The organism is Rhizobium mesosinicum, assembly GCF_019511345.1.
Classification (GTDB): domain Bacteria; phylum Pseudomonadota; class Alphaproteobacteria; order Rhizobiales; family Rhizobiaceae; genus Rhizobium; species Rhizobium mesosinicum.
On record NZ_JAEUAK010000006.1, the window covers coordinates 139,537 to 165,824 of the forward strand.

The window sequence follows — 26,288 nt, forward strand, 5'->3', positions numbered from 1 at the left end:
TCGCTCGTTTCCAAAGGCTGACTGTGCCGTACCCGTTCTGATTTCGCGAGGCCTGGCCTTTGCGCGTAAAAAAGAGGACGAACCTCGCTTGGCGCTCACCCACTGGTAATCCCCGAGCATTTCCGCCATATACAGCCAAAACGCAGCGGAAATAGTCAGATGAGTAACACGGTCGAATTCGCGAAGATGAACGGGCTTGGCAACAAGATCCTGGTTGTCGACATGCGCGGGCGGACCGACAAGGTGACGCCGCAGGCGGCGATCGCACTCAATGCCGATGCCGACACGCAATTCGATCAGATCATGGCCATCCATGATCCGAAGGCGCAGGGAACCGACGCGTACATCGACATCCTCAATTCCGATGGTTCGAAGGCGCAGGCCTGCGGCAATGGTACGCGCTGCGTCGTGCAGGCGCTTGCCGCCGAGACCGGCAAGAAGGCCTTCACCTTCCAGACGGTCGCCGGCATCCTGAACGCAGTCGAGCATGGGGACGGCACGATCTCCGTCGATATGGGGCAACCGGTTTTCGAATGGAGCCATATTCCGCTTGCGGAAGAATTTCACGATACGAGCCGCATCGAGCTGCAGATCGGACCGATCGACAATCCGGTGCTGCATTCGCCTTCGGCCATGTCGATGGGTAATCCGCATGCGATCTTCTGGGTCGACCGCGATCCGATGAGCTTCGATCTCGAACGTTTCGGGCCGCTGCTGGAAAACCATCCGATCTTTCCTGAAAAAGCGAATATCACGCTGGCGCAGGTCATCTCGGATTCGGCACTGCGGACACGCACATGGGAGCGCGGTGCAGGCCTGACGCTTGCCTGCGGGTCGGCTGCCTGTGCTTCCGCCGTCAGTGCGGCCCGCACCGGCCGTACCGGCCGCAAGGTGACGATCGACGTCGCCTCCAGTCCGATCCGCCAGCCGCTGGTTATCGACTGGCGTGAGGATGATCATGTCGTCATGACCGGCCCCGCCGAATGGGAATGGTCCGGTGCGCTCGATCCTTCGACCGGCACATGGTCTCGCGATGCCGAACGCGGGGCGGAAGCGCGGTGAGCGGCGTTGAGGTCATTACCTTCGGCTGCCGTCTCAATACTTATGAATCCGAAGTCATGAGATCGCAGGCGGAAGCGGCCGGGCTCAACAATGCCATTCTGGTCAATACCTGCGCCGTGACGGGCGAGGCCGTGCGCCAGGCCCGCCAGGCGATACGCCGGGCGCGCCGCGACAATCCACATGCCCGCATTATCGTCACCGGCTGTGCCGCGCAGACGGAAAAGCAGACCTTCGCAGAAATGCCCGAGGTTGATGCCGTTCTCGGCAATGAAGAGAAGCTGAAGGCAGCTTCTTACCGCGCACTTCCGGATTTCGGCGTTTCGGCCGAAGAGAAGCTGCGCGTCAACGACATCATGAGCGTGCGCCATACCGCGCCGCAGATGGTCAAGCATATCGATGGCCACGTGCGCGCTTTCATCCAGGTGCAGAACGGTTGCGACCATCGCTGCACCTTCTGCGTCATCCCTTATGGCCGCGGCAATTCGCGTTCGGTGCCGATGGGGGCGGTCGTCGATCAGGCGCGCCATCTCGTCGAAAGCGGGTATCGTGAGATCGTACTGACCGGCGTCGATGCAACGAGCTATGGTGCAGACCTTCCTGGCGAGCCGACGCTCGGTCTGCTCGCAAAGACGCTCCTGAAGCAGGTGCCCGATATTCGTCGCCTCCGGCTGTCTTCGATCGACAGTATCGAGGCCGATCGCCATCTGATGGACCTCATCGCGGAAGAACCGCGCTTCATGCCGCATCTGCATCTTTCCCTGCAGCATGGCGACGACATGATTCTCAAGCGTATGAAACGCCGTCATTTGCGTGCCGACGCTCTGAGTTTCATCGAAGAGGTGCGCCGGCTGCGGCCGGAGATCAGCTTTGGCGCAGACATGATCGCCGGCTTCCCGACGGAGACCGAAGAGATGTTCGAGAACGCAATGCGCCTCGCCGAGGAAGCCGACATCGCGCATCTGCATGTCTTCCCCTACAGCCCACGGCCCGGCACGCCTGCCGCGCGCATGCCGCAGCTCGATCGCTCGCTCATCAAGGATCGCGCCGCTCGTCTCCGCACCACTGGACAGATGCTGTACCAGCGCCATCTGGACAAGATGGTCGGAACGCGGCAATGGCTGCTGGTAGAAAATAACGGTCTTGCCCATACGGAAAACTTCACGCTTGTTGCCGTCCCCGGCCTTCGCCCGCGCGATATCGTCGAAGCGACGATATCAGGCCACAATGGCAAGCATCTCGACATGCAATTGACGGCTGCCGCGGCGGCCTGACTTCACGGACAGCTCATGGCGCTCAGTTTCATCAAAAAGGTCTTCACCTTCGGCAAGCCGGCGGAAGAGCCTGTGCCAGAGGCCGCTGAACGGGAACTGGAGCCGCGATCGAGCGACGAAGATCTGCCAATTGCGGCCGATCCTGTTCTTGCCGAGGAAATGGATACGGCCGGCGGGCCGGCGGCGGATATCGATGAAGCTCTCGCCGAGCAAGAACCGGTTGAAGCTCAGTCGGAATTGCTCCCAACCGTCGATGATCTGGGCGACATGGGCGTGGTTCCCCTGTCGCTGTTGGAAGCCGAGGCGGAAGCGAATGCAGATGACGCTGCGGTAGCACCCCCCTCTGTCCCTTCGGGACATCTCCCCCACAAGGGGGGAGATCGTTTGGAGGATGACGCTGCCGTGAGAGAGGAAGGCAGAGTCGAGCCTACGGAAGTATTTCCGGAGGAGATTCCGGCTGAGGAGGCGCACAATATTCCGGTGGAGGTGGAGCAAGGTTCTCAATCCTTGCCCCCCCTTGTGGGGGAGATGTCCGACAGGACAGAGGGGGATGTCACCCCCGCCGAAGCGCCGCCGAATCCCATCCTTCCCAGAGGCTTTGCTTCCGGACCGGTCGCTGAACCCGAGCCTCTGGTCACTCCGCAGCCGAGACTTTCCTGGTTCCAGCGCCTGCGCAATGGCCTCGCGCGCACCTCCTCGCAGCTGACCGGCCAGATCGCCGCGCTCTTCACCAAGCGCAAGCTCGATGACGAGACGCTGCAGGATCTGGAAGATCTGCTCATCCAGGCCGACCTCGGAGTCGAAACGGCAATGCGGGTGACCGATACGCTCGCCTCCGAACGCTATGGCAAGGATGTGACCGGCGAGGATGTCAGCCGCATCATGGCGAGTGAAATCGCCAAGGTATTGAAGCCGGTCGCCAAGCCGCTGCAGCTCGATCTCTCGCACAAACCGCATGTGATCCTCGTCGTCGGCGTCAACGGTACCGGTAAGACGACGACGATCGGCAAGCTTGCAGCCAAGCTGTCCGGCTCCGGCCTCAAGGTCATGCTGGCGGCCGGCGATACATTCCGCGCAGCCGCCATCGAGCAGCTGAAGATCTGGGCCGATCGCACCAAATCCGAATTCATCGGCACCAAGCTCGGCGCGGATGCCGCGGGCCTTGCCTATGACGCCTTCGAACAGGCGAAAGCCAGGAAATGCGATGTACTGATCATCGATACGGCCGGCCGCCTGCAGAACAAGGCGGAGCTGATGGCCGAACTGGAAAAGATCGTGCGCGTGCTCGGCAAGCTCGATCCCGATGCGCCGCATACCGTGCTCCAGACACTCGATGCGACAACAGGACAGAATGCGCTCAATCAGGTTGAGATTTTCCGCAATGTTGCCGGCGTCAGCGGGCTGATCATGACCAAGCTTGACGGCACGGCGAGGGGCGGCATCCTGGTGGCGATCTCCGCCAAGCATAAGCTGCCGGTCTATTTCATTGGCGTCGGGGAAGGGGTCGACGATCTCGAACCGTTCGAGGCCGAGGATTTTGCGCAGGCCATTGCCGGTATCAGCCAATGATGCCACAGATTAGCCGTTGATGGCTTGCATGCATTGCAAAAAGCAGGTTTGAAGAAGCATGACGACTGAAAGCGATATTACTCCCAGCGCCGCAGACCGGCATCATCCGCTTCTGAAACTGGCGCTGGAACTCGGGCCGCTTCTGGTCTTTTTCTTTGCCAATCTGCGTGGAGAATGGCTCGTCGCCCGTTTTCCGGCACTGGCTGAGCTCGGCGGTCCCCTCTTCGTGGCGACAGGGCTGTTCATGGGCGCAACCATCCTCTCGCTGGTGGTTTCCAAGATCATGCTTGGCCATCTGCCGATCATGCCGTTCGTTTCGGGCATCGTCGTGCTGATCTTCGGCTCGCTGTCGATCTGGCTTCAGAATGAAACCTTCATCAAAATGAAGCCGACAATCGTCAACGCGCTTTTCGGCTTTACCCTGCTTGGCGGTCTTGCCTTCGGCAAGTCTTTACTCGGCTATGTCTTCAATGCCGCCTTCCAGCTCGATGCCGAAGGCTGGCGCAAGCTGACGATCCGGTGGGGCATCTTCTTCCTCTTCCTCGCAGTACTGAACGAGGTGGTCTGGCGCAATTTCTCGGACAATTTCTGGATTGCCTTCAAGGTCTGGGGCACGATGCCGATCACCATCATCTTCACGATGGCGCAGATGCCGCTGGTGCTGAAGCACAGCATTTCCACCGAGGCGGAAAGCGAAAAGTGACTGTTATCGAGAGCGCCGACCGAGCGCGGCATCAGATCTTTTGGTTTTCTGTCTGTCTTGCGGTGCTGGTCGTCCAGATCGTTGCCGAATATCTGATGGGCCGGGTGCCGATCTGCACTTGCGGCTACATCAAGCTGTGGGAAGGAACGGTCAATTCCAGCGGCAATTCCCAGCACCTGTCCGACTGGTACACGCCGTCGCACATCATCCACGGCTTCCTGTTCTACGGGCTTGCGTACCTCCTGCTTCGCGGCAAGCCGCTTGCGGCGAAGTTGCTTCTGGCAATGCTCGTCGAATCCGGCTGGGAGCTTCTGGAAAATTCGCCTCTGATCATCGATCGCTACCGCACGGCGACGATCTCGCTCGATTATTACGGTGACAGCATCATCAATTCGGTCATGGATACGATCTTCATGGCCGTTGGCTTCTTCTTTGCATCAAGAGCGCCCGTGGCGCTGACGGTTGCCATTGCGATCTTCTTCGAGATTTTCACCGGTTACGTGATCCGGGACAATCTGACGCTGAATGTGCTGATGTTGATCTGGCCTGTCGAAGCGATCAAGGTCTGGCAGAGCGGGGCTTAAGAAACCGGCTTGCCCAGCGCCTTTTCGATTGCCGGGAAGAGGCCTTCCTTCAAGCTGATATCGTCGAAGGGGCCGACACGCTTGTAAATGATCGTGCCGTCAGGTGCTACGAGATAGCTTTCCGGAATGCCGTAGACGCCCCAGTCGATCGCCGCCTTGCCGTTCGGATCGACGCCGATGGCGTGGTAGGGATTGCCGAGCTCACCGAGGAAACGCAGGGCGTTCTCGTTCTTATCCTTGTAGTTGATCGCGACGATGTTCAGTCGCTCATCCTCGGCAAGCTGCTTGAGAAGAGGATGTTCGTCGCGGCAGGGAATGCACCAGGAGGCGAAGACATTGACGAGGGTGAGCTTGCCCTTGACCGCTTCGTCCGTCAGCGCCGGCAGATTGGAGCCTTCGAGGGGCGGCAGATTCAGCGACGGCGCCTTGGTGCCGATCAAGGCGGACGGGATTTCGGCGATGTTCTTGCCGTGGAAATCCTGGTCGTAGAGCATTTTCGCCGCCGTCGCGGCAATGCCGCCGAAGACGACAAGCGGGATCAGCGCAAAAACATAGCGGCTGAAGCCATGGCTTTTCGGCCTGTTGTCTTGCCGAGCTTCAGTCATTCGCCATCCTTCGTTCGGGCGGAACGGCGTCTGATGCCGGCGGCTTCGAGCGCTGCCAATTCCTTTTGACGCGCGCGTCCGTCAGACCAGGTCCATAGCGTTACCGCAATCGTTACCAGAGCGGCGAAGCCGTAGGAGCCGTAGACATAGAACGCGTAGCTGCCCATCGCTATTCTTCCCGGTTCGCCATGCGGGCGGCCATACGGCGCTGGGAGGCGATACGGCGGCGCCAAATCTCGTTCCTCATCGCCATCAGATGCAGCGTGAAGAACAGCAGGGTGAAAGCAATCGCCATGACCAGCAGCGGGCGCAGAAATTCCGGATCGATCGCGGGGCCATCGAGGCGCATGACGCTTGCCGATTGATGCAGCGTGTTCCACCAATCGACCGAGAACTTGATGATTGGAATATTGACGAAGCCGACAAGGATCAGGATGGCGGTAACGCGCGCAGCCCTGGATGGATCGTCCATAGCGCGGTTCAGTGCGATCAGGCCGAGATACATCAGAAAGAGGATGAAGACGGAAGTAAGCCGCGCATCCCAGACCCACCATGTACCCCACATAGGCTTGCCCCAGAGCGAGCCGGTGACGAGCGCAAGCAGGGTGAAGGCCGCGCCGAGCGGGGCTGCTGCCTTGGCTGAAACATCTGCCAGCGGATGGCGCCAGACGAGTGTGCCGATCGCCGAAATGCTCATGATCGTATAGCACATCATGGAGAGCCAGGCGGAGGGCACATGTACATACATGATGCGCACCGTCTCGCCCTGCTGATAATCGCCCTCGGTAGAGAAGCTCAGATAGAGGCCGATGATAAAACAGAGGGCCGTGATGCCGCCCAGCCATGGAATAACGCGCGATGCCAGCGCCAGAAACCGCGTCGGGTTGGCGAGGTCGCTGAATTTGCTGATGGCAAGGCTCGTTTCGCTCATATCCGCTTCCTTACCTTGATCTGCCCGGAGCCGCAATCGAAGCGCCGATCAATCCGCTGTGTTTCTGAGCGCAAGGGCTGCTGCCGCCGGACCGATGACGGCGAAGAAGAGCGTCAGGGCGATGAGGATCAGAAATGGCGGCAGGAAGGGCGACGGTCCCACGACCGCTGCATAGGTAGCGCTGACGCCGAAGATCAGCACCGGGATCGTCAGCGGCAGGATGAGCACCGAGACCAGCAGGCCGCCGCGGGGCAGCGCGACGGCAACGGCTGCACCGACAGCGCCAATGAAGGTGATTGCCGGCGAGCCGACGAGGAGCGTCAGCATGGTCGCGCCGATCGCCGTTTCGTTCATGTTCATGAAAAGGCCGAGCAAAGGGGAGGCGATGACGAGCGGCAGGCTGGTTGCCGTCCAGTGCGCGGCGCATTTGATGAGCACAGTCAGCACCAGCGGCGTTTCCTGCATCAGCATCAAATCGAGCGAACCGTCGTCACGCTCTGCCTGGAACAGGCGGTCGAGCCCGAGCAAGGCAGCGAGCAGCGCGCCGATCCAGACGATGGCCGGCCCGATGCGGGAAAGAAGCGCAAGATCGGGTCCGACACCGAAGGGAATGACGGCGACGACCGTCAGGAAGAAGAGTATGCCGATCAGCGCGCCGCCGCCGGCGCGGATGGAGAGTCTCAGGTCGCGCAGGAAAAGGGCGATCATCCCCACACTCCCTGCTCCACCCCGGTGAAACCGGTCATTCCGAGTTCCCTGGTCTCTTTCAACCCAAGAGGCTGATGCGTCGCGGCGACGACAATCCCGCCTTCCCTGAGATGCATTTCGATCAAATCCGCAAACAACCTGTCCGCACTTGCATCCAGCGCCGCAGTCGGCTCGTCCAGAATCCAGACCGGGCGATGTGCGACCAGAAGCTTGGCGAAGGCGAAGCGGCGTTGCTGGCCGGCCGAGAGGTAGCCGAAGGGCAGGTGGGTGATGCCGGGCAGGCCGACAGCTTCGGCGGCTTCCTCGGTGCTCAGACCGGCGGCTTTGCCGGGTCCAAGGAAGGATCTCCAGAAATCCAGATTCTCCGCAACCGTAAGTTCAGTCTTCATGGCGTTACGATGGCCAAGGTAGTGGCTCGCTTCGGCTGCCGGACGCTTCTCTACACCGACCGAATCAGAGACTGTGACGGAGCCTTTTTCCGGCCTCAAAAGACCGGCGATGACGCGCAATAAAGTGGACTTTCCCGATCCGTTTTTACCCGTCAGAATCAGGGCTTCGCCGGCCCCCAAGCTAAAGGAAACGTTAACGAAAATCAGATCCTCACCGCGCCGGGCTGCCAGATTTTCAGCGGTGAGATACATGCATCGGTTCTTTCTTCATTGGCACCATCGGCAAGCTCAAAAAATGTCCGATTTTGACCTTTGTCGCTATGGCAAGTCTTTACGAAATTATCTATAAGACCTGCAACCACGCCAGCGGTCGGCGTGAATTTCATCCTTGCGCCGAACTTGGGGTCTTCTCCTCACGTGCGGACAGCGGAAATGGCCGTACCCGCATCCTGATGTGCATTAAGTGCATAGGCGTTCGCACGACTGTGTTGGCTATCAGAAACGGGGTCTCTCGTGTCTAAATCTCTTGACAGTTTCAATTGTCGGTCCACGCTTTCCGTCGGTGGAAAGGACTACGTCTACTACAGCCTGCCGAAGGCTGAGGCAAACGGCCTGCCCGGCGTATCGAAGCTCCCCTATTCGATGAAGGTGCTGCTGGAAAACCTGCTGCGCTTCGAAGATGGTCAGTCGGTTACCAAGGAGCACATTCTTGCTGTCGCCGAATGGCTGAACAATAAGGGTGCCGTCGAGAACGAGATCGCCTACCGCCCGGCCCGCGTGCTGATGCAGGACTTCACCGGAGTTCCCGCCGTCGTTGACCTTGCCGCAATGCGCGACGCGATGGTTTCTCTCGGTGGCGATCCGGAAAAGATCAACCCGCTCGTTCCCGTCGACCTCGTCATCGACCACTCTGTCATCGTCGACGAATTCGGCACGCCGCAGGCTTTCGCCAAGAACGTCGAGCTGGAATACCAGCGCAACGGCGAACGCTACCGCTTCCTGAAGTGGGGCCAGCAGGCATTCAAGAATTTCCGCGTTGTTCCTCCAGGCACCGGCATCTGTCACCAGGTCAATCTCGAATATCTCGGCCAGACCGTCTGGACGAAGGAAGAGGACGGCGAAACGATTGCTTATCCGGATACCTGCGTCGGCACCGACTCGCACACCACGATGATCAACGGCCTCGGCGTTCTCGGCTGGGGTGTGGGCGGTATCGAAGCTGAAGCCGCCATGCTCGGCCAACCGGTTTCGATGCTCCTGCCTGAGGTCATCGGCTTCAAGCTGACCGGCAAGCTCAAGGAAGGCGTGACCGCGACCGACCTCGTTCTGACCGTCGTGCAGATGCTGCGCAAGAAAGGCGTCGTTTCCAAATTCGTCGAATTCTTCGGCCCGGGCATGGACAACATGCCGCTCGCCGACCGTGCGACGATCGGTAACATGGGTCCGGAATATGGTGCGACCTGCGGCTTCTTCCCGGTCGACGGCGAAACCATCAACTACCTCACCATGTCCGGCCGTACGCATGACCGGATCGCGCTCGTCGAAGCCTATTCCAAGGCTCAGGGCATGTGGCGTGAAGGCGACGGTTCAGACCTCGTCTTCACCGACACGCTGGAACTCGACCTCGGCGACGTCGTCCCGTCGATGGCCGGCCCGAAGCGTCCGGAAGGCCGCATCGCGCTCGAAAACATCGCCTCCGGTTTCGCCGGCTCGATGGATGCCGACTACAAGAAGCCCGGTCAGCTGAACAATCGCTATGCGGTCGAAGGCACGGATTTCGATCTCGGCCATGGTGACGTGGCGATTGCCGCCATCACCTCCTGCACCAATACGTCGAACCCGTCGGTGCTGATCGCTGCCGGCCTTCTCGCCCGCAACGCCGTTGCCAAAGGCCTGAAGACCAAGCCGTGGGTCAAGACGTCGCTTGCTCCGGGATCGCAGGTTGTCGGCGAATATCTTGCCAAGTCCGGCCTCCAGGCCGATCTCGACAAGCTCGGCTTCAACCTCGTCGGCTTCGGCTGCACGACCTGCATCGGCAATTCGGGTCCGCTGCCTGCCCCGATCTCCAAGACGATCAACGACAAGGGTCTGATCGTTTCCGGCGTGCTCTCGGGCAACCGCAACTTCGAAGGCCGTATTTCCCCCGACGTTCAGGCGAATTATCTGGCCTCGCCACCGCTCGTCGTCGCCTACGCGCTCGCCGGCACCGTGCAGAAGGATCTGACCAAAGAGCCGATCGGTGAAGATCAGAACGGCAATCCAGTCTATCTCAAGGATATCTGGCCGACCTCGCACGAGGTTCAGGACTTCATTCAGAAGTACGTGACCCGCGAGCTCTACGAAACAAAGTATGCCGACGTCTTCAAGGGCGACGAAAATTGGCAGGCGGTCAATATTCCGGCCGGCCAGACCTACGCCTGGGACGACCAGTCGACCTACGTTCAGAACCCGCCGTACTTCGTCGGCATGGGCAAGAAGGGAACCGGCACGTCCGACATCAAGGGCGCACGCATTCTCGGGCTCTTCGGGGACAAGATCACCACCGATCACATTTCTCCGGCCGGTTCGATCAAAGCTGCTTCACCGGCCGGCGCCTACCTGCTCGGCCATGACGTTGCCGTGGCCGACTTCAACCAGTACGGCACGCGTCGCGGTAACCACGAAGTCATGATGCGCGGCACCTTCGCCAATATCCGCATCCGCAACTTCATGCTTGGCGCCAATGGCAAGGAAGGTGGCTACACCATCCACTATCCGTCCAAGGAAGAGACATCGATCTACGACGCGGCTATGCAGTACAAGGCCGAGGGCGTTCCGCTCGTCATCTTCGCCGGCGTGGAATATGGCAATGGCTCATCGCGTGACTGGGCTGCAAAGGGCACGAATCTCCTCGGCGTCAAGGCCGTGATCGCCCAGAGCTTCGAGCGTATTCACCGTTCGAACCTGGTCGGCATGGGCGTCATCCCCTTCGTCTTCGAAGAGGGCACGACCTGGCAGAGCCTCAACCTGAAGGGCGACGAACTCGTCACCATCGAAGGTCTCGAAAATATCAAGCCGCGCGAAAAGAAGATCGCCAAGATCACCTATGCCGACGGCACGGTGAAGGACGTTCCGCTACTGTCGCGCGTCGATACGCTCGATGAGGTGGTCTACCTGAACAATGGCGGCATCCTGCAGACGGTTCTGCGTGATCTCGCAGCCTGATTGTTAAGATACCTGCCTGATAATGGCCGCCGGGGAGCAGTTTCCCGGCGGTTTTTCTTTGCCGAGAACGGGGCTGTTTCATTGCTCACGATGATGTGTCTCGGTCGCCTCTGCTCCAGCTCCGTCTCACCCGTTCGTGACTTTCCGTTTGGACCTGGAACGATTATTCGTACGTTCATATCTCGGAGCCGGCGGTTCAGGACCGCTGCCGGTCCTGGAAAAGAGGTGCTGGTGAATGCCCCCGCGTTTTATGATCCCGCTGATCGCCGGACTTGCTTTCGCAGGTCCGCTCTTGGCCGCAGACGGTACGCCGAAAGGCGTCGTTGAGCTGTTCACGTCGCAAGGCTGCTCCTCCTGTCCGCCGGCCGATGCCGCATTTCGCAAGCTCGTCAGCCAGGGCAACGTCATCGCACTCGCCTATCATGTCGATTATTGGAATTATCTCGGCTGGGCCGACACGCTGAGCTCAAAGGAAAATACCGCGCGGCAGTACGGCTATGCCCGCATGATGGGCCGCAGCAACGTCTATACGCCGCAGGCAATCGTCAATGGCCGTGATCATCTCGCAGGCGCCGACCTCGCCGGCATCAACGGCAAGATAAACGGCTATGCCGATGAGGGCAAAGGCCTGACCGTGCCTGTCAGCGCCCGCATGCGCGGCGATGAGTTGGAGATCAAGCTGGGCGCCGGCCACGGCAAGGCCAATGTCGTGATCGTCTATTTCGACAAGGAAAAAACGATCAATGTCGAGAAGGGCGAAAACAGCGGCCAGAAGATTTCCTACCTCCACAGTGTGACCGATGTAGAGACCGTCGGCATGTGGGACGGCAAGGTCACGACTATCACTCTGCCGGCCAGCGTGATGGAAAAGCCGGATCTCGAGGGATCAGCGATTCTATTGCAATCTGTGACCGATAACGGCGATCCGGGAGCGATCCTCGGCGCAACGGTTATCATGGCGGGGAAAAATATTTAGTCATTTCAATAGTTTACGGAAGATTGCCAGGCGGCCCGGCCAAGCGTATTCGGGGCTGGGGTTAAGGTCGATACGCTCCGCCGGGCCCTTTGGCGCGCTGGCGCCAAACTGGAGCCTATAGTTCTCTTGGAAATGAGGCGCTGTTTTGACTGAAATGCGGCACGGCGGAGAAAGGCGGTTTCATCCCCAGTGTGACAGTCCTTTCCCTTGCAATTTGCCGCGGCTCGGGCAAACTGTCACTCTCCTGTCACACGTGGAGGCCTTGGGATTCTGATGACAGATACGCCGGATTTGCGACGCGGCGACAGCCGCTCCGTCGACAATAGCTCTTCAACCGTCGTTGATCTCAAGGAATACAAACAAAATAAAGACCCGGTACCGGTGACATTTCACCGGCGGGAACTCGATCAGATTCTATGGATTTACGGTCGCATGGTGGGTGAGGGCGAGTGGAAAGACTATGCCATCGACCACACCAAGGAGAAGGCGGTGTTCTCCGTCTTCAAGCGCTCAGGCGAAATGCCGCTCTTCCGCATCGAGAAGAATCCAAAGCTTGCCGCCAAACAGGGCGCTTATTCGGTCGTGAACGTCAACGGCATGATCCTGAAGCGCGGCCATGAACTCGGCCCGGTGCTGAAAGTTTTCGATAAGGCGCTGAAGCTCGTCGACAAGTAGGCAAAATCATCCCTTGAACAGCGTGCCTGGATAGGCGTCAGGATCGGGATGGGTTTCCGTTCCTTGGCCGAGCCCGCGCTGCATCAGCATCGTATCCAGCCAGCGGCCGTGCTTGTAGCCGGCACCTTTCATCAGACCGATCTCATCGAAACCCAGCGAACGGTGAAGAGCAATCGAAGCAGAGCTTGCACCGCCGATGACAGCGGTCATTTGGCGGAAGCCGGAGACGGTGCAGCGCGAAATCAGCTCTCCAAGGAGCAGCTTGCCGATGCCCTTGCCGCGCGCGCCCGTACCCAGATAAATCGAATCCTCGACCAGCCAGCGATAGGCCGGACGGGTACGGAATGCCGATGCGTAGGCATAGCCAAGCAGCGTTCCGTCTTCGCTTGTCGCGGCGATGTAGGGATAGCCCTGCTCGCGAATAGCGGAGTAGCGAGTCGACATTTCCGTCTCGTCCGGCGGCACAATCTCGTAGCTCGAAGTGCCGTTCAGCACAGATTCGCGATAGATTTCAGTGATGGCGGGAAGATCGGAAGGAAGGGCGTCGCGCAGGAGAGGGAGCATTTCGGATCGATCGGCACGGTTGGATGAAGGCCTACGTTGAAGCACTCCGGCGAACAGCCTGCAACAAAAAAGGCGGCCGAAGCCGCCTTTTTCGTGTTTCAGTACAGACTGCTTATTTCCGGTTGCCCATGAACTGCAGCAGGAACATGAAGAGGTTGATGAAGTCGAGGTAGAGCGTCAGCGCGCCCATAATAGCCTTGCGGCCAGCGACGTCATAACCGTCTGCTTCATAATACATTTCCTTGATCCGCTGGGTATCGTAGGCGGTAAGGCCTGCGAAGATCAGTACGCCGATCACGGAGATTGCGAACTGAAGGGCGGACGAAGCCAGGAAGATGTTGACCAGCGAAGCGATGATCAGGCCGAAGAGACCCATGATCAGGAACGAGCCCATCGCCGACAGATCACGCTTGGTCGTGTAACCGAAGAGCGACAGCGCGCCGAAGGAGGCAGCGGTCACGAAGAAGGTCTGCGTGATGCTCGACTGTGTATAGATCAGGAAGATCGACGACAGCGAGAGGCCGACCAGTGCAGCATAGATCCAGAAGGTTGTTTGAGCCGCAGCCACGCTCATGCGGTTAATGCGGAAGCTCAGGAAGAAGACCGCCGCAAGGGGAGCGAGGATCACGACCCAGCGCAGGGGCGACTGGTACAGGACCTGGCCGAACTGGGTGAGTTGGCCGTCCTGGACGGCGAAGGTGAATGCGAAATAGGCGGCCAAACCAGTGATCGCCAGGCCCAGCGCCATCAGGTTGTAGACCTTGAGCATATAGGCGCGGAGGCCTTGATCAATCACTTCGCCGGTTTGTGCGCGGCTTTGGTAGTTACGAAGGTCAGCCATAGTTTCCTCTTACAAGCTCCGATGGAAATACGGTGTCGGGTTCGCGACCCGGGCGCCGCTGCGGAGCTCCAGCATGCCTGCTGACAATATGAGGCTTTCGCCCTTTTCAAACAAGGCCCTTGCAATCAGCCATTCGGTTAAATCGCCGTAAGGTGAAGGGATCTGGGCCTCTCGCCCTTTTACAGCTCGCGTAAAACGGGTGCTGCCTTCTGTCCGAGGATGCGCCAAGTGCCAATGAGGCCGATGCCAACGGTCAGTACGAGGGCTGTAGCGAGGGTGAGACCGGCGACATCGGGCATGAAGCTGGAGGGCAGGTGCATAATACGGCTGACGATGAACCAGGCGGCCACGCCACCGGCAAGCAGTGCGAAGATGGCGGTTGCGGCACCGAGAATGAGATACTCGTAGCTGAAGGCACGGATCAGCATGGTTCTCGTCGCGCCAAGCGTTTTCAGCACCACTGCATCATGGGTGCGGGCCCGGTTGCCGGCAGCGAGTGCGCCAGCGAGTACGAGAACGGAGGCGATGAGGGCGACGGCAGCGGCGGCGCGGATCGCGGTCGCAAGCTCGCCGACCAGCTGGTTGACGATATCGATCGCGTCCTTGACGCGCACGCTCGTGATCGTCGGATAGGCGTTGGTCACGGATTTCAGGATCGCAGCGTCTTCGGTCTCGGTCGATGCGGGATCTGTCAGTGTCGCCAACCATGCATGCGGAGCGCCACGAAAGGTGTTCGGCGAGAAGACCATGACGAAGTTGATCGACAGCGATTCCCACTCGACCCGCCGCAGATTGGCGATCTTGGCGGTGATGTTGCGGCCAAGAACGTTGACGGTCACGGTATCGCCGATCTTGAGGCCGAGCTCATGTGCCTCCTCCGCCGAGAAGGAGACGAGCGGTTCGCCGCTATAGTCCTTGCCCCACCACTGGCCTTCGGTAAGGACGGAATTCTCCGGCGGGCTTTCCTCGTAGGTAATGCCGCGGTCGCCATTCAGCACCCAGCGGCCCGCCGCCGGCACATTCATCTTGGTCACATCCTGGCCATTGAAGGCAATGATACGGCCGCGCAGCATCGGCACTTCCACCAGCTTGCCCATCGGAGACTGGGTATGGATCAGGTTGCGGAAGGCATCGACCTCGGCGCTCTGGATATCGACGAAGAAGAAGTTCGGAGCGCCCTCGCTCATGCGGCCCGTCAATTGCTGGCGCAGGTTGCCGTCGATCAGCGTGAGGGTCACCAGCAGCGCAAGGCCGAGACCGAGCGAGAGGACGACTGAGGGCGTCAGTGCTCCGGGGCGGTGGATATTGCCGATCGCCAACCGGAGCGCCGGCGAGTTGACGCGCGGGCTTCTACGCGCCAGCCAGGCGATCAAAGCCGCGACGAGCCGCAGGATGACGAAGGCGAAAATGATGGCGCCGACGAAGACCACGGCGATGAAGCGATCATAGGCGGTAAAGATGGCAAGGCCTGCCAGTGCTGCCATGAAGAGCACGGCCAGGAGTACATAGGGCCAGGAGGGTAAGCGGCGTGCCTCAAAGCCCTGTTCGCGGAAGAGCGCGGTTGCCGGCACCTCGCGTGCATGGCCGAGCGGCAGGATGGCAAAGGCAAGCGTCGTGAGCATGCCGAAGAGGGCCGCAAGAAGCAGAGCGCCGGGATAGAGCGTCGGATCGGTGGAAACCGGCAGAAACTGGACAAGGAATTGCGCGGCCAGCATTGGTGACAATGCGCCGAACACAAGACCGATCAGGATACCGGCCGCCGCGATAATGCCGATCTGGAAGAGATAGATCCAGACGACGACGGCGGCGGGCGCTCCCAGGCATTTGAAGGTGGCGATCGTCGTACGTTTGGCATCGAGGAAGGCGCGAACCGCGTTGGCGACGCCGACACCGCCGACGATCAATGCGGTCAGGCCGACCAGCGTGAGGAACTGCGAGAAGCGGGTGATGTTTTCCGTCAGTGACGGGGCGGCGCGATCGCTGGTCCGGACCGACCAGCCGGCTGACGGGAATTCCCTGGTGGCGCGCGCCTGAATGCCGCTCATCGTGCTGCGGTCTTCCAGCTTGATCTTGTAGACATGTTCCACAAGGCTGCCCGTCTGGATCAGGCCGGACGCCTGCAGCGCGTTTCGGCTGATGAGCATGCGAGGGGCGAAGCCGAAACCTTCCGAGAGCGCATCGGGCTCGGTCTTGACCGTGCCTGTGATACTCAGCTTGACGTTGCCGAGCAGAAGCTCGTCGCCGATCTGCAATCCCAACCGCTCCAGCAACAGCGGAGCAACGACCGCGCCGTATGTGCCGCCTTCTCCTGACAGCAGGGAGGGGAGCGGATAATTCGGCTCCGCTTCAAAAGTGCCGTAGAGCGGATAGGCTTCGTCGACGGCCTTGACCTCGACCAATGCCTGATCCGATCCATCCGGCTTGCGGGCCATGGAGCGCAGACCGGTGGAGACGGAAACCTCGCCGAGGCCGCGGAGGAAATTCATTTCCTGCGGCGTTGCTTCCCGGTTGTTAAGTTCGAAGCGGACGTCGCCGGCCAAGAGTTCCTGCCCCTGCGAAGCGATCGTATCGGTGATCGACTGGGAAACCGAGTTGACGGCAGCGATTGCGGCGGTGCCGAGCGCGATACAGGCGAGGAAGATGTAGAAGCCCTTCAGGCCGCCGCGCAGCTCGCGCAGGGCCAGTCGGAAGGCGAGCGAGATGCGGGGGGTGACGATCGTCATGCAATCGCGGCCTCGGATTGGCGGACGGCGCTATCGCCCTCGATGCGTCCGGAGCGGACGCGGATCTGGCGCGAGCAGCGATTGGCGAGGCTGATATCGTGGGTCACGAGCAGCAGGGTCATGCCGCGCTCGGCCTGTTTGGAAAACAGGAGGTCTGCGATCTGCCGGCCGGTATCGGTATCGAGATTGCCGGTCGGTTCGTCGGCGATCAGCAAGGCAGGTGACGGAGCAAGTGCGCGGGCGATTGCAACGCGCTGCTGCTCGCCGCCCGAAAGCTGGCCGGGATAATGGTTCAGGCGCTCGGCGAGCCCGACGGATGCCAGTTCGCGTCGGGCGATCTCGAAGGGATCTGGAATATTGGCGAGTTCGAGGGGGACGGCGACATTTTCCAGCGCCGTCATGTTGGCGATCAGGTGGAAAGATTGGAAGACGATGCCGATATTGCGGCCGCGGAAATCGGCGACCTGATCCTCGCTCAGCGCATGCAGCGGCGTGTCATTGATGTTGATCTCGCCACTATCGAGCTTTTCCAGGCCCGCAAGCACCATCAGCAGCGTAGACTTGCCGGAGCCGGAAGGGCCGACGATGCCGACGGATTCGCCGGCACTGACCTCCAGATTGATGTCCTTCAGCACATGGACGGAGGCCGCAGCAGTGCCGAGCGTCAAATCGGCGTGTTTCAGACCGATGATGGTTTTGGCCAACAGAAATCGCCCTACATAGTTCCGTAACCGAATGGCCGCATAACGGCACCTAGCCAATCTAGGGAAAGCATTATGAGATTTAAAGTTGCCGCCCTTCACTTCGCTGTCATCGTCTTCTCGCTGATTTCCTCGACAGTTGCGCAGGCACGCACCGTCAATCTGGTCGGCTTCGGCGACAGCCTGATGGCAGGCTACCAGCTGCCGCCGGGCGATGGCTTTCCCGAGAAGCTGCAGGCTGCACTGAAGGCCAAGGGGGTCGATGTTTCGATCACCAATGCCGGCGTATCCGGCGACACGACGACCGGCGGGTTGGCGCGAATCGACTGGTCCATTCCTGACGGAACCGATGGGGTGATTCTCGAACTCGGAGCCAATGATGCGCTTCGCGGCATCCCGCCGGAACAGAGTGAAAAGAATCTCGATCGGATGATAAGCCGCTTGAGGGAGCGGGGCATAGCAGTGCTGCTCGTCGGCATGATGGCGCCACCGAACATGGGGTCGGACTATGCCGAACGTTTCAACCCGATCTATCAGAAACTCGCGGAAAGACATGGCGTTGACCTCTATCCATTTTTCCTCGACGGCGTGGTGCTGGATGCCGGTCTGAAGCTCGATGACGGTATGCATCCAAACGCCAAGGGCGTCGATGTGATGGTAGAAAAGATGGAACCGGCAGTCACGAAATTCGTTGGGACGATTTCTTCTGTGAAGAAATAAGGGCTTGCACAGGTTTGTAATGCGTGATTCCGTGTGAGCACCTGCAAAAGATTCGGGGAGTGCTCGTTATGCCGAGACTTTTTACCGCCCTCGAAATTCCGCGCAATGCGGCGATGAGCCTGTCATTGTTGCGCGGTGGTCTTCCCGGAGCACGATGGATCGATGTGGAGAACTACCACATCACGCTTCGCTTCATTGGCGATGTCGATGGCCGGACCGCAGACGAAATCGTCGAGCGTCTCGACCGGATCGACCGGCCGGAATTCCAGCTCCGGCTTGAAGGTATCGGCTCCTTCGGCTCCAAGAAGCCGCACTCGATCTGGGCCGGCGTTTCTCCTTCACCTGAAATGAATGCCCTGCAGGGCGAGATCGAGCGGATTTGCCAGCGCATCGGCCTGCCGCCGGACCCGCGCAAGTTCACGCCGCACGTCACGCTCGCCCGGCTGAAATATTCCCGTGTCGATGACGTCGTTCACTATCTCGCAGGCCGCGGCAACTTCCAGACCTCGACCTTCACCGTGCCGCGCTTCGTGCTTCTGTCATCGCGTGAATCGGTTGGCGGCGGACCCTACCTCACGGAGGAGGTCTTCCCGCTCCACGAGCCGCTGACGGTGCCAAGCCTCTCGACCAACGTGCTGCAGCCGCTGAAGAGCCTGGCGTAAACGAACTCGAAGTCTTCCCGGTCGCCATAATAGGGATCGGGAATATCTTCCCCGGTACCGAGCGCGAAATCGCCGAAGAGGTGGACGTTATCCGCGTGCGGTGAATGCCGGCGCAGTTCCGCAACGTTCGAGCGGTCCATGGCGAGGATCAGATCGGAATCGTCAAAATCTTCAGGCAATATCTTCCGGGCGCGCTGCCCGGTAATATCGATGCCATGCGCGCGTGCGGTGGTGATCGAGCGTCGGTCGGGCAGTTCTCCCTGATGCCAGCCGCCGAGACCGGCGGAGTCGATATGGAAAGCCTTGCCAAGGCCTGCCTCGTCAGCAACATGGCGGAATATTCCCTCGGCAAGCGGAGAGCGGCAGATATTGCCCATGCAAACAAAGAGGATGCTGATACGTTTCATCTGAGGATCCGACTGAAGGATGAAAGGAAGATGGCATGAAAATGGAAAAGCTGGAAAGGCCGGCAATCAACCAGTTGCTCGGCGAACTCACGGGCTGGACGCTCGACGATGCGGCAGGTTCGATTTCGAAGACATTCAAATTCGCGAATTTCGTGGAAGCTTTCGGTTTCATGACGGAATCGGCGCTTGCGGCCGAAAAATTCAACCACCATCCGGAATGGTTCAACGTCTATTCCCGCGTCGAGGTGAAGCTCAACACGCACGATGCCGGCGGGTTGACGGAGTTGGATTTCAAGCTCGCAAAGGCGATGGAGAAGGCTGCGGCGCGCGAGGCGATTGAATTGGGCGATTGAAACGGCTCGCGTCGTCACCATATTTTCGGGGCGACCACAAAGGATATCGGGATGAATGAGGTCAAATACGGGGAGATCCTGCTGCCGGGCGACGAGGAGACGCAGGATCGCCGTGAAAAGACGGTGCGGCAGAAATTCTGGCCGACCTTTCGTCGCGCCGTACGACAGATTCCGTTTTCTCGTGATGTGGTCGCTGGCTTCTATTGTGCGCTTGATCCGCAGACACCGACCAAGGTGCGTGGTGTGCTGTTGGCGGCACTTGCCTATTTCGTGATGCCGGTCGACATAGTTCCCGATATCTTTGCCGTAATCGGTTTTTCGGATGACATAGCCGTCTTGTCGGCAGCCTTCGCGATGGTGCGAGGCAATATTCGGGCAAGTCATTACGAGGCGGCCGATCGCGTTCTTGCTGAGCGTACCGAAGAGGGCATGAAAACGATCTAGCTTCTTCCGGCTCAGTAGTTAGGGAGTTTGCGGAACACAAGTCCCAAACGCGGCTTGGCCGCACCGAAAAGGCAGCTTGCCTTTGGCAGTTGACCGACAGTTTCTGCGCATTGCGGTCGCGTATCAGCCGAGAGCTCAGGCGCGGCGCGAAGCAGCCGAACAGAATAGAGAATGCGGACTCGTCGGGCTGATCAGCACCCTTTGCAAGGATGGCGAAATGCTGTCTTTCCCCGGCATCCATATCTCCTCGCGCAGTCGTTGCGGCGAAAATTTTGGCCTGAATTTCCACACCTTAACGAGGTACAACGGATTTGAGAAAGGTCAAACTCTTGCCTGAATCTTTGTGTCTTAAATTCACCCGAACCGATGGCTCAGCCCATCCAGACAGAGCGCGGCACAGGCGCCGCTGTCAGGTTCGAAACGTTGACAGTCGGCGAAAATGAAACAGGCAGAAACAATTCGTAGCCATTGTTGACCATTTGGTAACCTGAATTAAGTCAAAATAAAGCAGATCGTGATTATGCGCCGCCCGCAATGATCGCTTCGGGCCTTGAACCGCAAGAACCGGCAGGAATTCCATGTTCGTAAAAAGTATCGTATCCGCTTTCGCCCTCACAGTTGCTATGACCGGAGTGGCGGCAGCGCAGCAGGCGGCAGCAGCACCGACCCGCATCCAGCAGTTCCAGGCATGGGGAGCCTATTCTTACAAGTCCGGCAATGCGACCGTCTGCTATGTGCTTTCGGTGCCGACCACAAAGCAGCCGGCCAGCGTCGACCATGGTGATAATTTCTTTATCGTCTCCCAGCGTCCGGGTCAGAACATCTCCTATGAGCCTCAGGCGATGATGGGCTACACGGTGAAGGAGAATTCGAAGATCAATGTTACGATCGACAACAAAACTTTCGTAATGTTCACCAAGGACAAGGCTGGATGGGTCGAGAATGCGGCTCAGGAGCCGGCGCTTGTCGCAGCCATGAAGACCGGTCACTCGATGACCGTCAACGCCACCTCGCGCAAGGGCACAGGCACCTCGTACAGCTATTCGCTGTCGGGCATTTCTGCTGCACTGAAGCAGATCGAAAGCTGCAAGTAAGCTTGCAGTTCGGGCAATGTTTCGAAGGCCGGCCTTGCGCCGGCCTTCGTCGTTTCCATCTATAGTGACGCTTCCATGTCTAGTGACGTGGGGGAAAAATGATGCTAAAGCGGCTCGCAACTGCGGAAGGATGGCGATTTATCGCCGCTCCGCGCATTCATTTCTGCAATCATGCGTCAGCGGCCCCGTAAGTCTTCCGGCTTTCCGGGATGGTTGCCATGTTGAGTTCGGGATTAGAAGATTATGTCCGTCATGGATGCGATGACCATTGCCAAGCCCGCTGCGAGGGCGCCTCTCGGCACTGAGCTTGCGCCTAAGCCCTCGCTGATCGGTCTGACGCGCGAGGAAATGGGCGCGGCACTGCGTGAAAAGGGTGTGCCGGACAAGCAGATCAAGATGCGCGTTTCGCAGCTCTGGAACTGGATCTATGTGCGCGGCGTCTCCGACTTTGACCACATGACGAATGTTGCCAAGGACATGCGTGAGATGCTGAAGCAGCATTTCACCATCGCCCGGCCAGAAATCGTCGAAGAACAGATTTCCAATGACGGTACGCGCAAGTGGCTGCTGCGTTTTCCGCCGCGCGGTGCCGGCCGGCCGGTCGAGATCGAGGCCGTCTACATCCCCGAGGAAGGGCGCGGCACGCTCTGCATTTCCAGCCAGGTCGGCTGCACGCTCACCTGTTCCTTCTGTCACACCGGAACGCAGCGGCTGGTACGCAATCTGACCGCCGAGGAAATCCTCTCCCAGCTTCTGCTGGCCCGCGATCGGCTGGGTGACTTCCCGGATCGCGACGTGCCTGTCGGCGCCGTCGTGCCCTCCGAAGGCCGCAAGGTCAGCAATATCGTGATGATGGGCATGGGCGAGCCGCTCTATAACTTCGATGCCGTCAAACAGGCGCTGCTGATCGCCACTGACGGCGACGGTCTGTCCCTGTCCAAGCGTCGCGTGACGCTTTCCACCTCCGGCGTCGTGCCCGAGATTTTGCGCACCGGCGAGGAGATCGGCGTTATGCTGGCAATCTCGCTGCATGCGGTGCGCGACGACCTGCGCGATATCCTCGTGCCGATCAACAAGAAATATCCGTTGAAGGAGCTGATCGAGGCCTGCAAGAACTATCCAGGGCTTTCGAACGCGCGGCGCATCACTTTCGAATATGTGATGCTGAAGGACGTCAACGATAGCCTGGAAGACGCCAAGGGGCTGATCCAGCTGCTGAAGGGCGTGCCGGCGAAGATCAATCTTATCCCCTTCAACCCATGGCCGGGCACCAATTATCAGTGTTCCGATTGGGCGCAGATCGAGAAGTTTGCCGATTTCATCAATTCGGCAGGCTACGCTTCGCCGATCCGCACGCCGCGCGGACGCGACATTCTGGCGGCCTGCGGTCAGCTCAAGTCGGAATCCGAGCGCATGCGCAAGACAGAGCGCCTTGCCTTCGAAGCGATGATGATCGCCAACCACGGCGCAGACGACTGATCAGCAAGTTTGATCGTCGCAACAGTTCTCCGCGATTGATTAAAGGGGACGCTTTTCCTAAAAGTGCCCCAAAATCATCCTGGAGGACACCCCATGCGTTCAATTCTTCTGGCTTTTGCCGCAACTCTGGCCCTGACGCTGCCGGCGAAGGCCGATGATGTCACCGTTGCCGTAACCGCAATCGTCGAACATCCGGCGCTCGATGCAGCCCGGAACGGCGTGCGCGATGCGCTGGCCGCTGCCGGCTACAAGGAGGGCGAGAACCTCAAGTTCGTTTTCGAATCTGCGCAGGGCAACCCCGCAACGGCAGCCCAGATCGCTCGCCAGTTCGCCGGCGACGAACCGAATGTCATCGTGCCGATCTCCACACCGTCGGCCCAAGCCGTCGTTTCGTCAACGCGCGATATCCCTGTCGTCTTCACTGCTGTGTCCGACCCGCTCGGCGCGCAGCTCGTCAAGAACATGGACAAGCCGGGCGGCAACGTGACCGGTCTTTCCGACATGTCACCGGTCGGCGAGCATATCGCGCTGATCAAGGAAATCCTGCCTAACGTGAAGACGATCGGCTACCTCTACAATTCCGGCGAGGCGAATTCGGTCTCGCTGCTGGCGGCGCTGAAGGCTGAAGCCGACAAGGCCGGCATCGCGCTCGTTGAATCAGCTGCAACGAAGTCCGCCGAAGTGCAGGGCGCGGCGCGTGCCCTCGTCGGCCGCGCTGACGCGATCTATATTCCGACCGACAACACGATCATCTCAGCGCTCGAAGGTGCGGTTGCCGTTGCCGAAGAAAGCAAGCTGCCGCTCTTCACCGCCGATACGGATTCCGTTTCGCGCGGGTCGATCGCCGCTCTCGGCTTTAACTATTATGATGTCGGCAAACAGACCGGCGAGATTGTCGTGCGCGTTCTGAAGGGCGAAAACCCGGGCGATATCGCAGTAAAGACGGCAGCCGGCAGCGACCTCGTTATTAACAAGGCTGCCGCCGCCAAGATGGGGGTGACCCTGCCGCAGACCGTTCTGTCACGCGCCAATAAGGTCATCGAATAGCCGGCTGCCATCCAAGGTCTTAGTCATGATCAGCCGCTCTCGTTTGCACGGGGGCGGCTGTTGGTATTAAAAGGCTCCGGTTTCGCGACGGGCGGAACGGAAACAAGAGGGGCAGAAAGCCTTGAGCCAAATCGCATTCTGGGGGGCCGTCGAGCTCGGCCTGGTTTATTCCTTCGTTGCGCTCGGCGTCTATCTCGCCTTCCGTGTCCTCGATTTTCCGGATCTGACGGTGGACGGCTCGTTTCCGCTTGGCGCAGCCGTGACCGCGGTGCTGATCATCGTCGGCGTCAATGCGTGGCTTGCAGCGCTGATTGCGATGGCAGCAGGGGCTGGAGCCGGAATGGTGACCGCGCTGCTCAACGTGCGCTTCAAGATCCTGAACCTTCTCGCCTCGATCTTGACGATGATCGCGCTCTTTTCCGTGAATCTGCGCGTGATGGGCAAGCCGAATGTCGCGCTCATCAATGCCGATACGATGATCAGCCCTTTCTTTGGCCACGGGCTCAGGGATTTTTACGTGCGGCCGCTCTTCGTCGGCGTTCTTGTTGTCATTGCCGTCCTTGTCATCTGGCGCTTCCTTGAGAGCGATGCCGGACTTGCAATGCGTGCGACAGGCGCCAATGCCCGCATGGCCCGCGCCCAGGGTGTCGATACCAGCCGGCAGATCTATCTGGGCATGGCGATTTCCAATGCACTTGTGGCGCTTGGTGGCGCACTCTTTGCGCAAACGAATGGGTTTGCCGACGTGACCTCCGGTGTCGGTACCATCGTCGTCGGCCTTGCCGCCGTCATCATTGGCGAGACCCTGCTCGGGCGCCGCGGGCTACTGATTGCGCTTGTCGGATGCGTATTCGGCTCGATCATCTACCGCATCGCAATCCAGCTGGCGCTGTCGAGCGATGTCATCGGCCTGCAGGCTTCCGACCTCAATTTCGTGACGGCGGTTCTCGTGACCGTCGCGCTCATTCTTCCCCGCCTTCGCGGAGGTGCAACATCATGATCAGCGTCAAGGATATCAAGGTTGTTTTCGGGCGCGGCACGCCGTTGCAGAAACAGGCGCTGAACGGCGTCAGCCTGACTATCGAGCAAGGCTCATTCGTCACCGTCATCGGCTCCAATGGCGCCGGCAAGTCGACACTGCTCGGCGTGCTTGCAGGCGATGTCATGCCGAGCGAAGGCTCGGTTCTGATCGGCAAGACCGATGTGACGCGCAAATCGACGGCGAAGCGTGCCGGCATGGTTGCGCGTGTGTTTCAGGATCCGCTGACCGGAAGCTGCGGTGCGCTCTCGATCGAAGAAAACCTCGCGCTCGCCGCCCGACGCGGCGAAAAGCGCGGGCTTGGTTCGGCGCTCGGCGGCAGCAGGCGCGACTATTTCAGGGAGCGAATTGCCGAGCTCAATCTTGGGCTGGAGAACCGGCTGAAAGACCGTATGGACTTGCTGTCCGGCGGGCAGCGGCAGGCTGTTTCGCTGGTCATGGCGACGCTTGCCGGCTCTGAAGTATTGCTACTCGACGAGCATACGGCAGCGCTCGATCCGGGTATGGCCGAGTTCGTCATGAACCTCACGCAAAAAATCGTTTCAGAACGCAAACTGACGACGATGATGGTCACGCATTCCATGCGTCAGGCGCTGGATTACGGTCATCGCACGGTCATGCTGCATGGAGGCGAGATCGTGCTCGACGTCGCCGGCGACAACAGGAAAAACCTGCAGGTCGAAGACCTGATCGCCATGTTTCGCAAGATGCGCGGCCAGACGCTCGATGACGACGCGCTGCTGATCGGCTAAGCCGACAGCGTGCTGATCGGCTGATCAAAGCGTGTCGCGATCGTTCAGGTGCTTGACACGCTTTGCCTCTTTGTTTGACGCATTTCCGAAGCGCAAACCAGCGTCACGCTTTATCGGGCCTGGGTGAGCAGGATCTTGGCGGCGAAGACTGAGAAAACGCCGGCGAAGGTATAATCCATGCCGCGCAGCACTTTCCGATTGTTCTGCAACCAGTTCGACAGCCAGTCGGCTGCCATGACGACGGCCGCATTGACTGGCATACCGATCACGATGAAGCAGAAGCCGAGGAAAAGCAGCTTGTGCGTGACGGCCGGGTCGTTGGCGCTGACGAACTGCGGCAGGAAGGTCATGAAGAAGATGATGACCTTCGGGTTCAAGAGATTGACCCAGAAGCCCGAGGAAATGTTCGACAGGATCGTCCCTTTCGGACCTTCTACCTTGGCGACGGTCAACTTCGAGCCGAAGCGGATCGCCTGAACAGCCAGCCAGAAGAGATAGGCGGCACCGCCGGTCTTCAGGATCAGGAAGGCGGTCGGCGAAGCGGTAATCAGCGCCGAGATGCCGAAGGCGACCAGCATCGTATGAACGACGATGCCGAGGCTGGTGCCGAGCACAACGAAAAGCGCCGCCTTCTTGCCCTGCGCAAGCGCACGGCTGATCGACAGCGTCATGTCAGGGCCGGGGGTTGCCGCAAGCAACAGCGTGGCAGCGGCAAAAGCAATAAGCGTCGGAAAGCTCGGCACGAAATCCATGGTTCACTCTGAAAGCCGGGAAAAGACCTGACG

At 59.6% G+C, this 26,288-nt stretch carries 28 protein-coding genes; 17 read left to right on the top strand and 11 right to left on the bottom strand.

From position 1 onward, the window contains the following. Nucleotides 1-159: 159 nt before the first annotated feature. Genes dapF through JNB85_RS17595 form a run of 5 tightly spaced genes read left to right on the top strand, consistent with a single transcriptional unit; the run spans nucleotide 160 to nucleotide 5,189 of the window. A complete protein-coding gene (gene dapF / locus JNB85_RS17575) occupies nucleotides 160-1,062 on the top strand; it encodes a diaminopimelate epimerase (protein ID WP_220335614.1) in 903 nt (300 codons plus the stop codon). Beyond that, nucleotides 1,059-2,333 carry a tRNA (N(6)-L-threonylcarbamoyladenosine(37)-C(2))-methylthiotransferase MtaB gene (gene mtaB / locus JNB85_RS17580; protein WP_220335615.1) on the top strand — a complete coding sequence of 425 codons (1,275 nt, stop codon included), beginning with the start codon at nucleotides 1,059-1,061 and terminating at the stop codon, nucleotides 2,331-2,333. Before dapF ends, mtaB begins: the two co-directional genes overlap by 4 nt. A 15-nt stretch (nucleotides 2,334-2,348) precedes the next feature. Then, nucleotides 2,349-3,902, top strand: a complete 1,554-nt coding sequence (ftsY, locus tag JNB85_RS17585; RefSeq protein WP_220335616.1) for a signal recognition particle-docking protein FtsY — start codon at nucleotides 2,349-2,351, stop codon at nucleotides 3,900-3,902. Between the two features lie 58 nt (nucleotides 3,903-3,960). Then, entirely contained in the window at nucleotides 3,961-4,605 is a 645-nt protein-coding gene (locus JNB85_RS17590; protein WP_183749424.1) for a septation protein A, read from the top strand. Beyond that, nucleotides 4,602-5,189 (top strand): DUF2585 family protein, encoded by a 588-nt coding sequence (locus JNB85_RS17595; protein WP_220335617.1) that lies wholly within the window; start codon nucleotides 4,602-4,604, stop codon nucleotides 5,187-5,189. Before JNB85_RS17590 ends, JNB85_RS17595 begins: the two co-directional genes overlap by 4 nt. Here JNB85_RS17595 and JNB85_RS17600 read toward each other — a convergent pair. The 5 genes from JNB85_RS17600 to ccmA are packed head-to-tail and all read right to left on the bottom strand — an operon-like array spanning nucleotide 5,186 to nucleotide 8,074. After that, nucleotides 5,186-5,794: a DsbE family thiol:disulfide interchange protein gene (locus tag JNB85_RS17600; protein ID WP_220335618.1), complete on the bottom strand. Its 609-nt coding sequence runs from the start codon at nucleotides 5,792-5,794 to the stop codon at nucleotides 5,186-5,188. The genes JNB85_RS17595 and JNB85_RS17600 overlap by 4 nt on opposite strands. After that, complete coding sequence (gene ccmD, locus JNB85_RS17605) at nucleotides 5,791-5,961, bottom strand: heme exporter protein CcmD (RefSeq protein ID WP_220335619.1); 171 nt, start codon at nucleotides 5,959-5,961, stop codon at nucleotides 5,791-5,793. The genes JNB85_RS17600 and ccmD overlap by 4 nt, the downstream gene beginning before the upstream one ends. Nucleotides 5,962-5,963: 2 nt before the next feature. Continuing rightward, complete coding sequence (locus JNB85_RS17610; protein WP_220335620.1) at nucleotides 5,964-6,725, bottom strand: heme ABC transporter permease; 762 nt, start codon at nucleotides 6,723-6,725, stop codon at nucleotides 5,964-5,966. 48 nt (nucleotides 6,726-6,773) lie between these two features. Continuing rightward, a complete protein-coding gene (gene ccmB, locus JNB85_RS17615; protein WP_183749429.1) occupies nucleotides 6,774-7,433 on the bottom strand; it encodes a heme exporter protein CcmB in 660 nt (219 codons plus the stop codon). Then, the gene (gene ccmA / locus JNB85_RS17620; protein ID WP_220335621.1) at nucleotides 7,430-8,074 is read right to left on the bottom strand and encodes a heme ABC exporter ATP-binding protein CcmA; all 645 of its coding nucleotides are present in this window, start codon (nucleotides 8,072-8,074) and stop codon (nucleotides 7,430-7,432) included. Before ccmA ends, ccmB begins: the two co-directional genes overlap by 4 nt. A gap of 261 nt (nucleotides 8,075-8,335) precedes the next feature. Here ccmA and acnA point away from each other — a divergent pair, with 261 nt between their 5' ends. The 3 genes from acnA (at nucleotide 8,336) to JNB85_RS17635 (ending at nucleotide 12,677) form a co-directional block, all read left to right on the top strand. Continuing rightward, a complete protein-coding gene (gene acnA, locus JNB85_RS17625; protein WP_220335622.1) occupies nucleotides 8,336-11,026 on the top strand; it encodes an aconitate hydratase AcnA in 2,691 nt (896 codons plus the stop codon). Nucleotides 11,027-11,261: 235 nt separating this feature from the next. Then, a complete protein-coding gene (locus JNB85_RS17630) occupies nucleotides 11,262-12,002 on the top strand; it encodes a DUF1223 domain-containing protein (protein ID WP_220335623.1) in 741 nt (246 codons plus the stop codon). 273 nt (nucleotides 12,003-12,275) lie between these two features. Next, entirely contained in the window at nucleotides 12,276-12,677 is a 402-nt protein-coding gene (locus JNB85_RS17635; protein ID WP_220335624.1) for a DUF2794 domain-containing protein, read from the top strand. 6 nt (nucleotides 12,678-12,683) lie between these two features. Here the strand turns inward: JNB85_RS17635 and JNB85_RS17640 are convergent, their stop codons facing one another. The 4 genes from JNB85_RS17640 to JNB85_RS17655 all read right to left on the bottom strand — a co-directional run bounded on the left by JNB85_RS17640 (nucleotide 12,684) and on the right by JNB85_RS17655 (nucleotide 17,509). Further along, on the bottom strand, nucleotides 12,684-13,241 hold the full coding sequence (locus tag JNB85_RS17640) for a GNAT family N-acetyltransferase (RefSeq protein ID WP_220335625.1): 558 nt from the start codon (nucleotides 13,239-13,241) through the stop codon (nucleotides 12,684-12,686). Nucleotides 13,242-13,353: 112 nt separating this feature from the next. Continuing rightward, a complete protein-coding gene (locus tag JNB85_RS17645; RefSeq protein ID WP_183749435.1) occupies nucleotides 13,354-14,082 on the bottom strand; it encodes a Bax inhibitor-1/YccA family protein in 729 nt (242 codons plus the stop codon). 179 nt (nucleotides 14,083-14,261) lie between these two features. Beyond that, nucleotides 14,262-16,805 carry an ABC transporter permease gene (locus JNB85_RS17650; RefSeq protein WP_220335626.1) on the bottom strand — a complete coding sequence of 848 codons (2,544 nt, stop codon included), beginning with the start codon at nucleotides 16,803-16,805 and terminating at the stop codon, nucleotides 14,262-14,264. Next, nucleotides 16,802-17,509, bottom strand: a complete 708-nt coding sequence (locus tag JNB85_RS17655) for an ABC transporter ATP-binding protein (RefSeq protein WP_220335627.1) — start codon at nucleotides 17,507-17,509, stop codon at nucleotides 16,802-16,804. The genes JNB85_RS17650 and JNB85_RS17655 overlap by 4 nt, the downstream gene beginning before the upstream one ends. 72 nt (nucleotides 17,510-17,581) lie before the next feature. On the opposite strand from JNB85_RS17655, the gene JNB85_RS17660 reads away from it, so the two are divergent. Beyond that, entirely contained in the window at nucleotides 17,582-18,226 is a 645-nt protein-coding gene (locus JNB85_RS17660; RefSeq protein ID WP_220335628.1) for an arylesterase, read from the top strand. Nucleotides 18,227-18,294: 68 nt separating this feature from the next. Then, nucleotides 18,295-18,888, top strand: coding sequence for an RNA 2',3'-cyclic phosphodiesterase (gene thpR / locus JNB85_RS17665; RefSeq protein ID WP_183749439.1), 594 nt, complete (start codon nucleotides 18,295-18,297; stop codon nucleotides 18,886-18,888). Here thpR and JNB85_RS17670 read toward each other — a convergent pair. Beyond that, on the bottom strand, nucleotides 18,795-19,295 hold the full coding sequence (locus JNB85_RS17670; protein WP_220335629.1) for a low molecular weight protein-tyrosine-phosphatase: 501 nt from the start codon (nucleotides 19,293-19,295) through the stop codon (nucleotides 18,795-18,797). The genes thpR and JNB85_RS17670 overlap by 94 nt on opposite strands. Nucleotides 19,296-19,330: 35 nt before the next feature. Here JNB85_RS17670 and JNB85_RS17675 point away from each other — a divergent pair, with 35 nt between their 5' ends. The 7 genes from JNB85_RS17675 to JNB85_RS17705 all read left to right on the top strand — a co-directional run bounded on the left by JNB85_RS17675 (nucleotide 19,331) and on the right by JNB85_RS17705 (nucleotide 25,503). After that, a complete protein-coding gene (locus JNB85_RS17675; protein ID WP_220335630.1) occupies nucleotides 19,331-19,648 on the top strand; it encodes a 4a-hydroxytetrahydrobiopterin dehydratase in 318 nt (105 codons plus the stop codon). Nucleotides 19,649-19,699: 51 nt separating this feature from the next. Further along, the gene (locus JNB85_RS17680) at nucleotides 19,700-20,092 is read left to right on the top strand and encodes a YkvA family protein (RefSeq protein ID WP_220335631.1); all 393 of its coding nucleotides are present in this window, start codon (nucleotides 19,700-19,702) and stop codon (nucleotides 20,090-20,092) included. Nucleotides 20,093-20,670: 578 nt separating this feature from the next. Further along, a complete protein-coding gene (locus tag JNB85_RS17685) occupies nucleotides 20,671-21,186 on the top strand; it encodes an invasion associated locus B family protein (protein ID WP_220335632.1) in 516 nt (171 codons plus the stop codon). A 243-nt stretch (nucleotides 21,187-21,429) separates the two neighbouring features. Next, nucleotides 21,430-22,665 (top strand): dual-specificity RNA methyltransferase RlmN, encoded by a 1,236-nt coding sequence (gene rlmN / locus JNB85_RS17690; RefSeq protein ID WP_220335633.1) that lies wholly within the window; start codon nucleotides 21,430-21,432, stop codon nucleotides 22,663-22,665. Between the two features lie 93 nt (nucleotides 22,666-22,758). After that, complete coding sequence (locus tag JNB85_RS17695) at nucleotides 22,759-23,712, top strand: ABC transporter substrate-binding protein (RefSeq protein WP_220335634.1); 954 nt, start codon at nucleotides 22,759-22,761, stop codon at nucleotides 23,710-23,712. 121 nt (nucleotides 23,713-23,833) lie between these two features. Further along, on the top strand, nucleotides 23,834-24,712 hold the full coding sequence (locus JNB85_RS17700) for an ABC transporter permease (RefSeq protein ID WP_220335635.1): 879 nt from the start codon (nucleotides 23,834-23,836) through the stop codon (nucleotides 24,710-24,712). Continuing rightward, nucleotides 24,709-25,503 carry an ABC transporter ATP-binding protein gene (locus tag JNB85_RS17705; RefSeq protein WP_220335636.1) on the top strand — a complete coding sequence of 265 codons (795 nt, stop codon included), beginning with the start codon at nucleotides 24,709-24,711 and terminating at the stop codon, nucleotides 25,501-25,503. The genes JNB85_RS17700 and JNB85_RS17705 overlap by 4 nt, the downstream gene beginning before the upstream one ends. A gap of 110 nt (nucleotides 25,504-25,613) precedes the next feature. Here JNB85_RS17705 and JNB85_RS17710 read toward each other — a convergent pair whose 3' ends face one another. Further along, nucleotides 25,614-26,255: a LysE family translocator gene (locus tag JNB85_RS17710; RefSeq protein WP_220335637.1), complete on the bottom strand. Its 642-nt coding sequence runs from the start codon at nucleotides 26,253-26,255 to the stop codon at nucleotides 25,614-25,616. Nucleotides 26,256-26,288 lie beyond the last annotated feature (33 nt).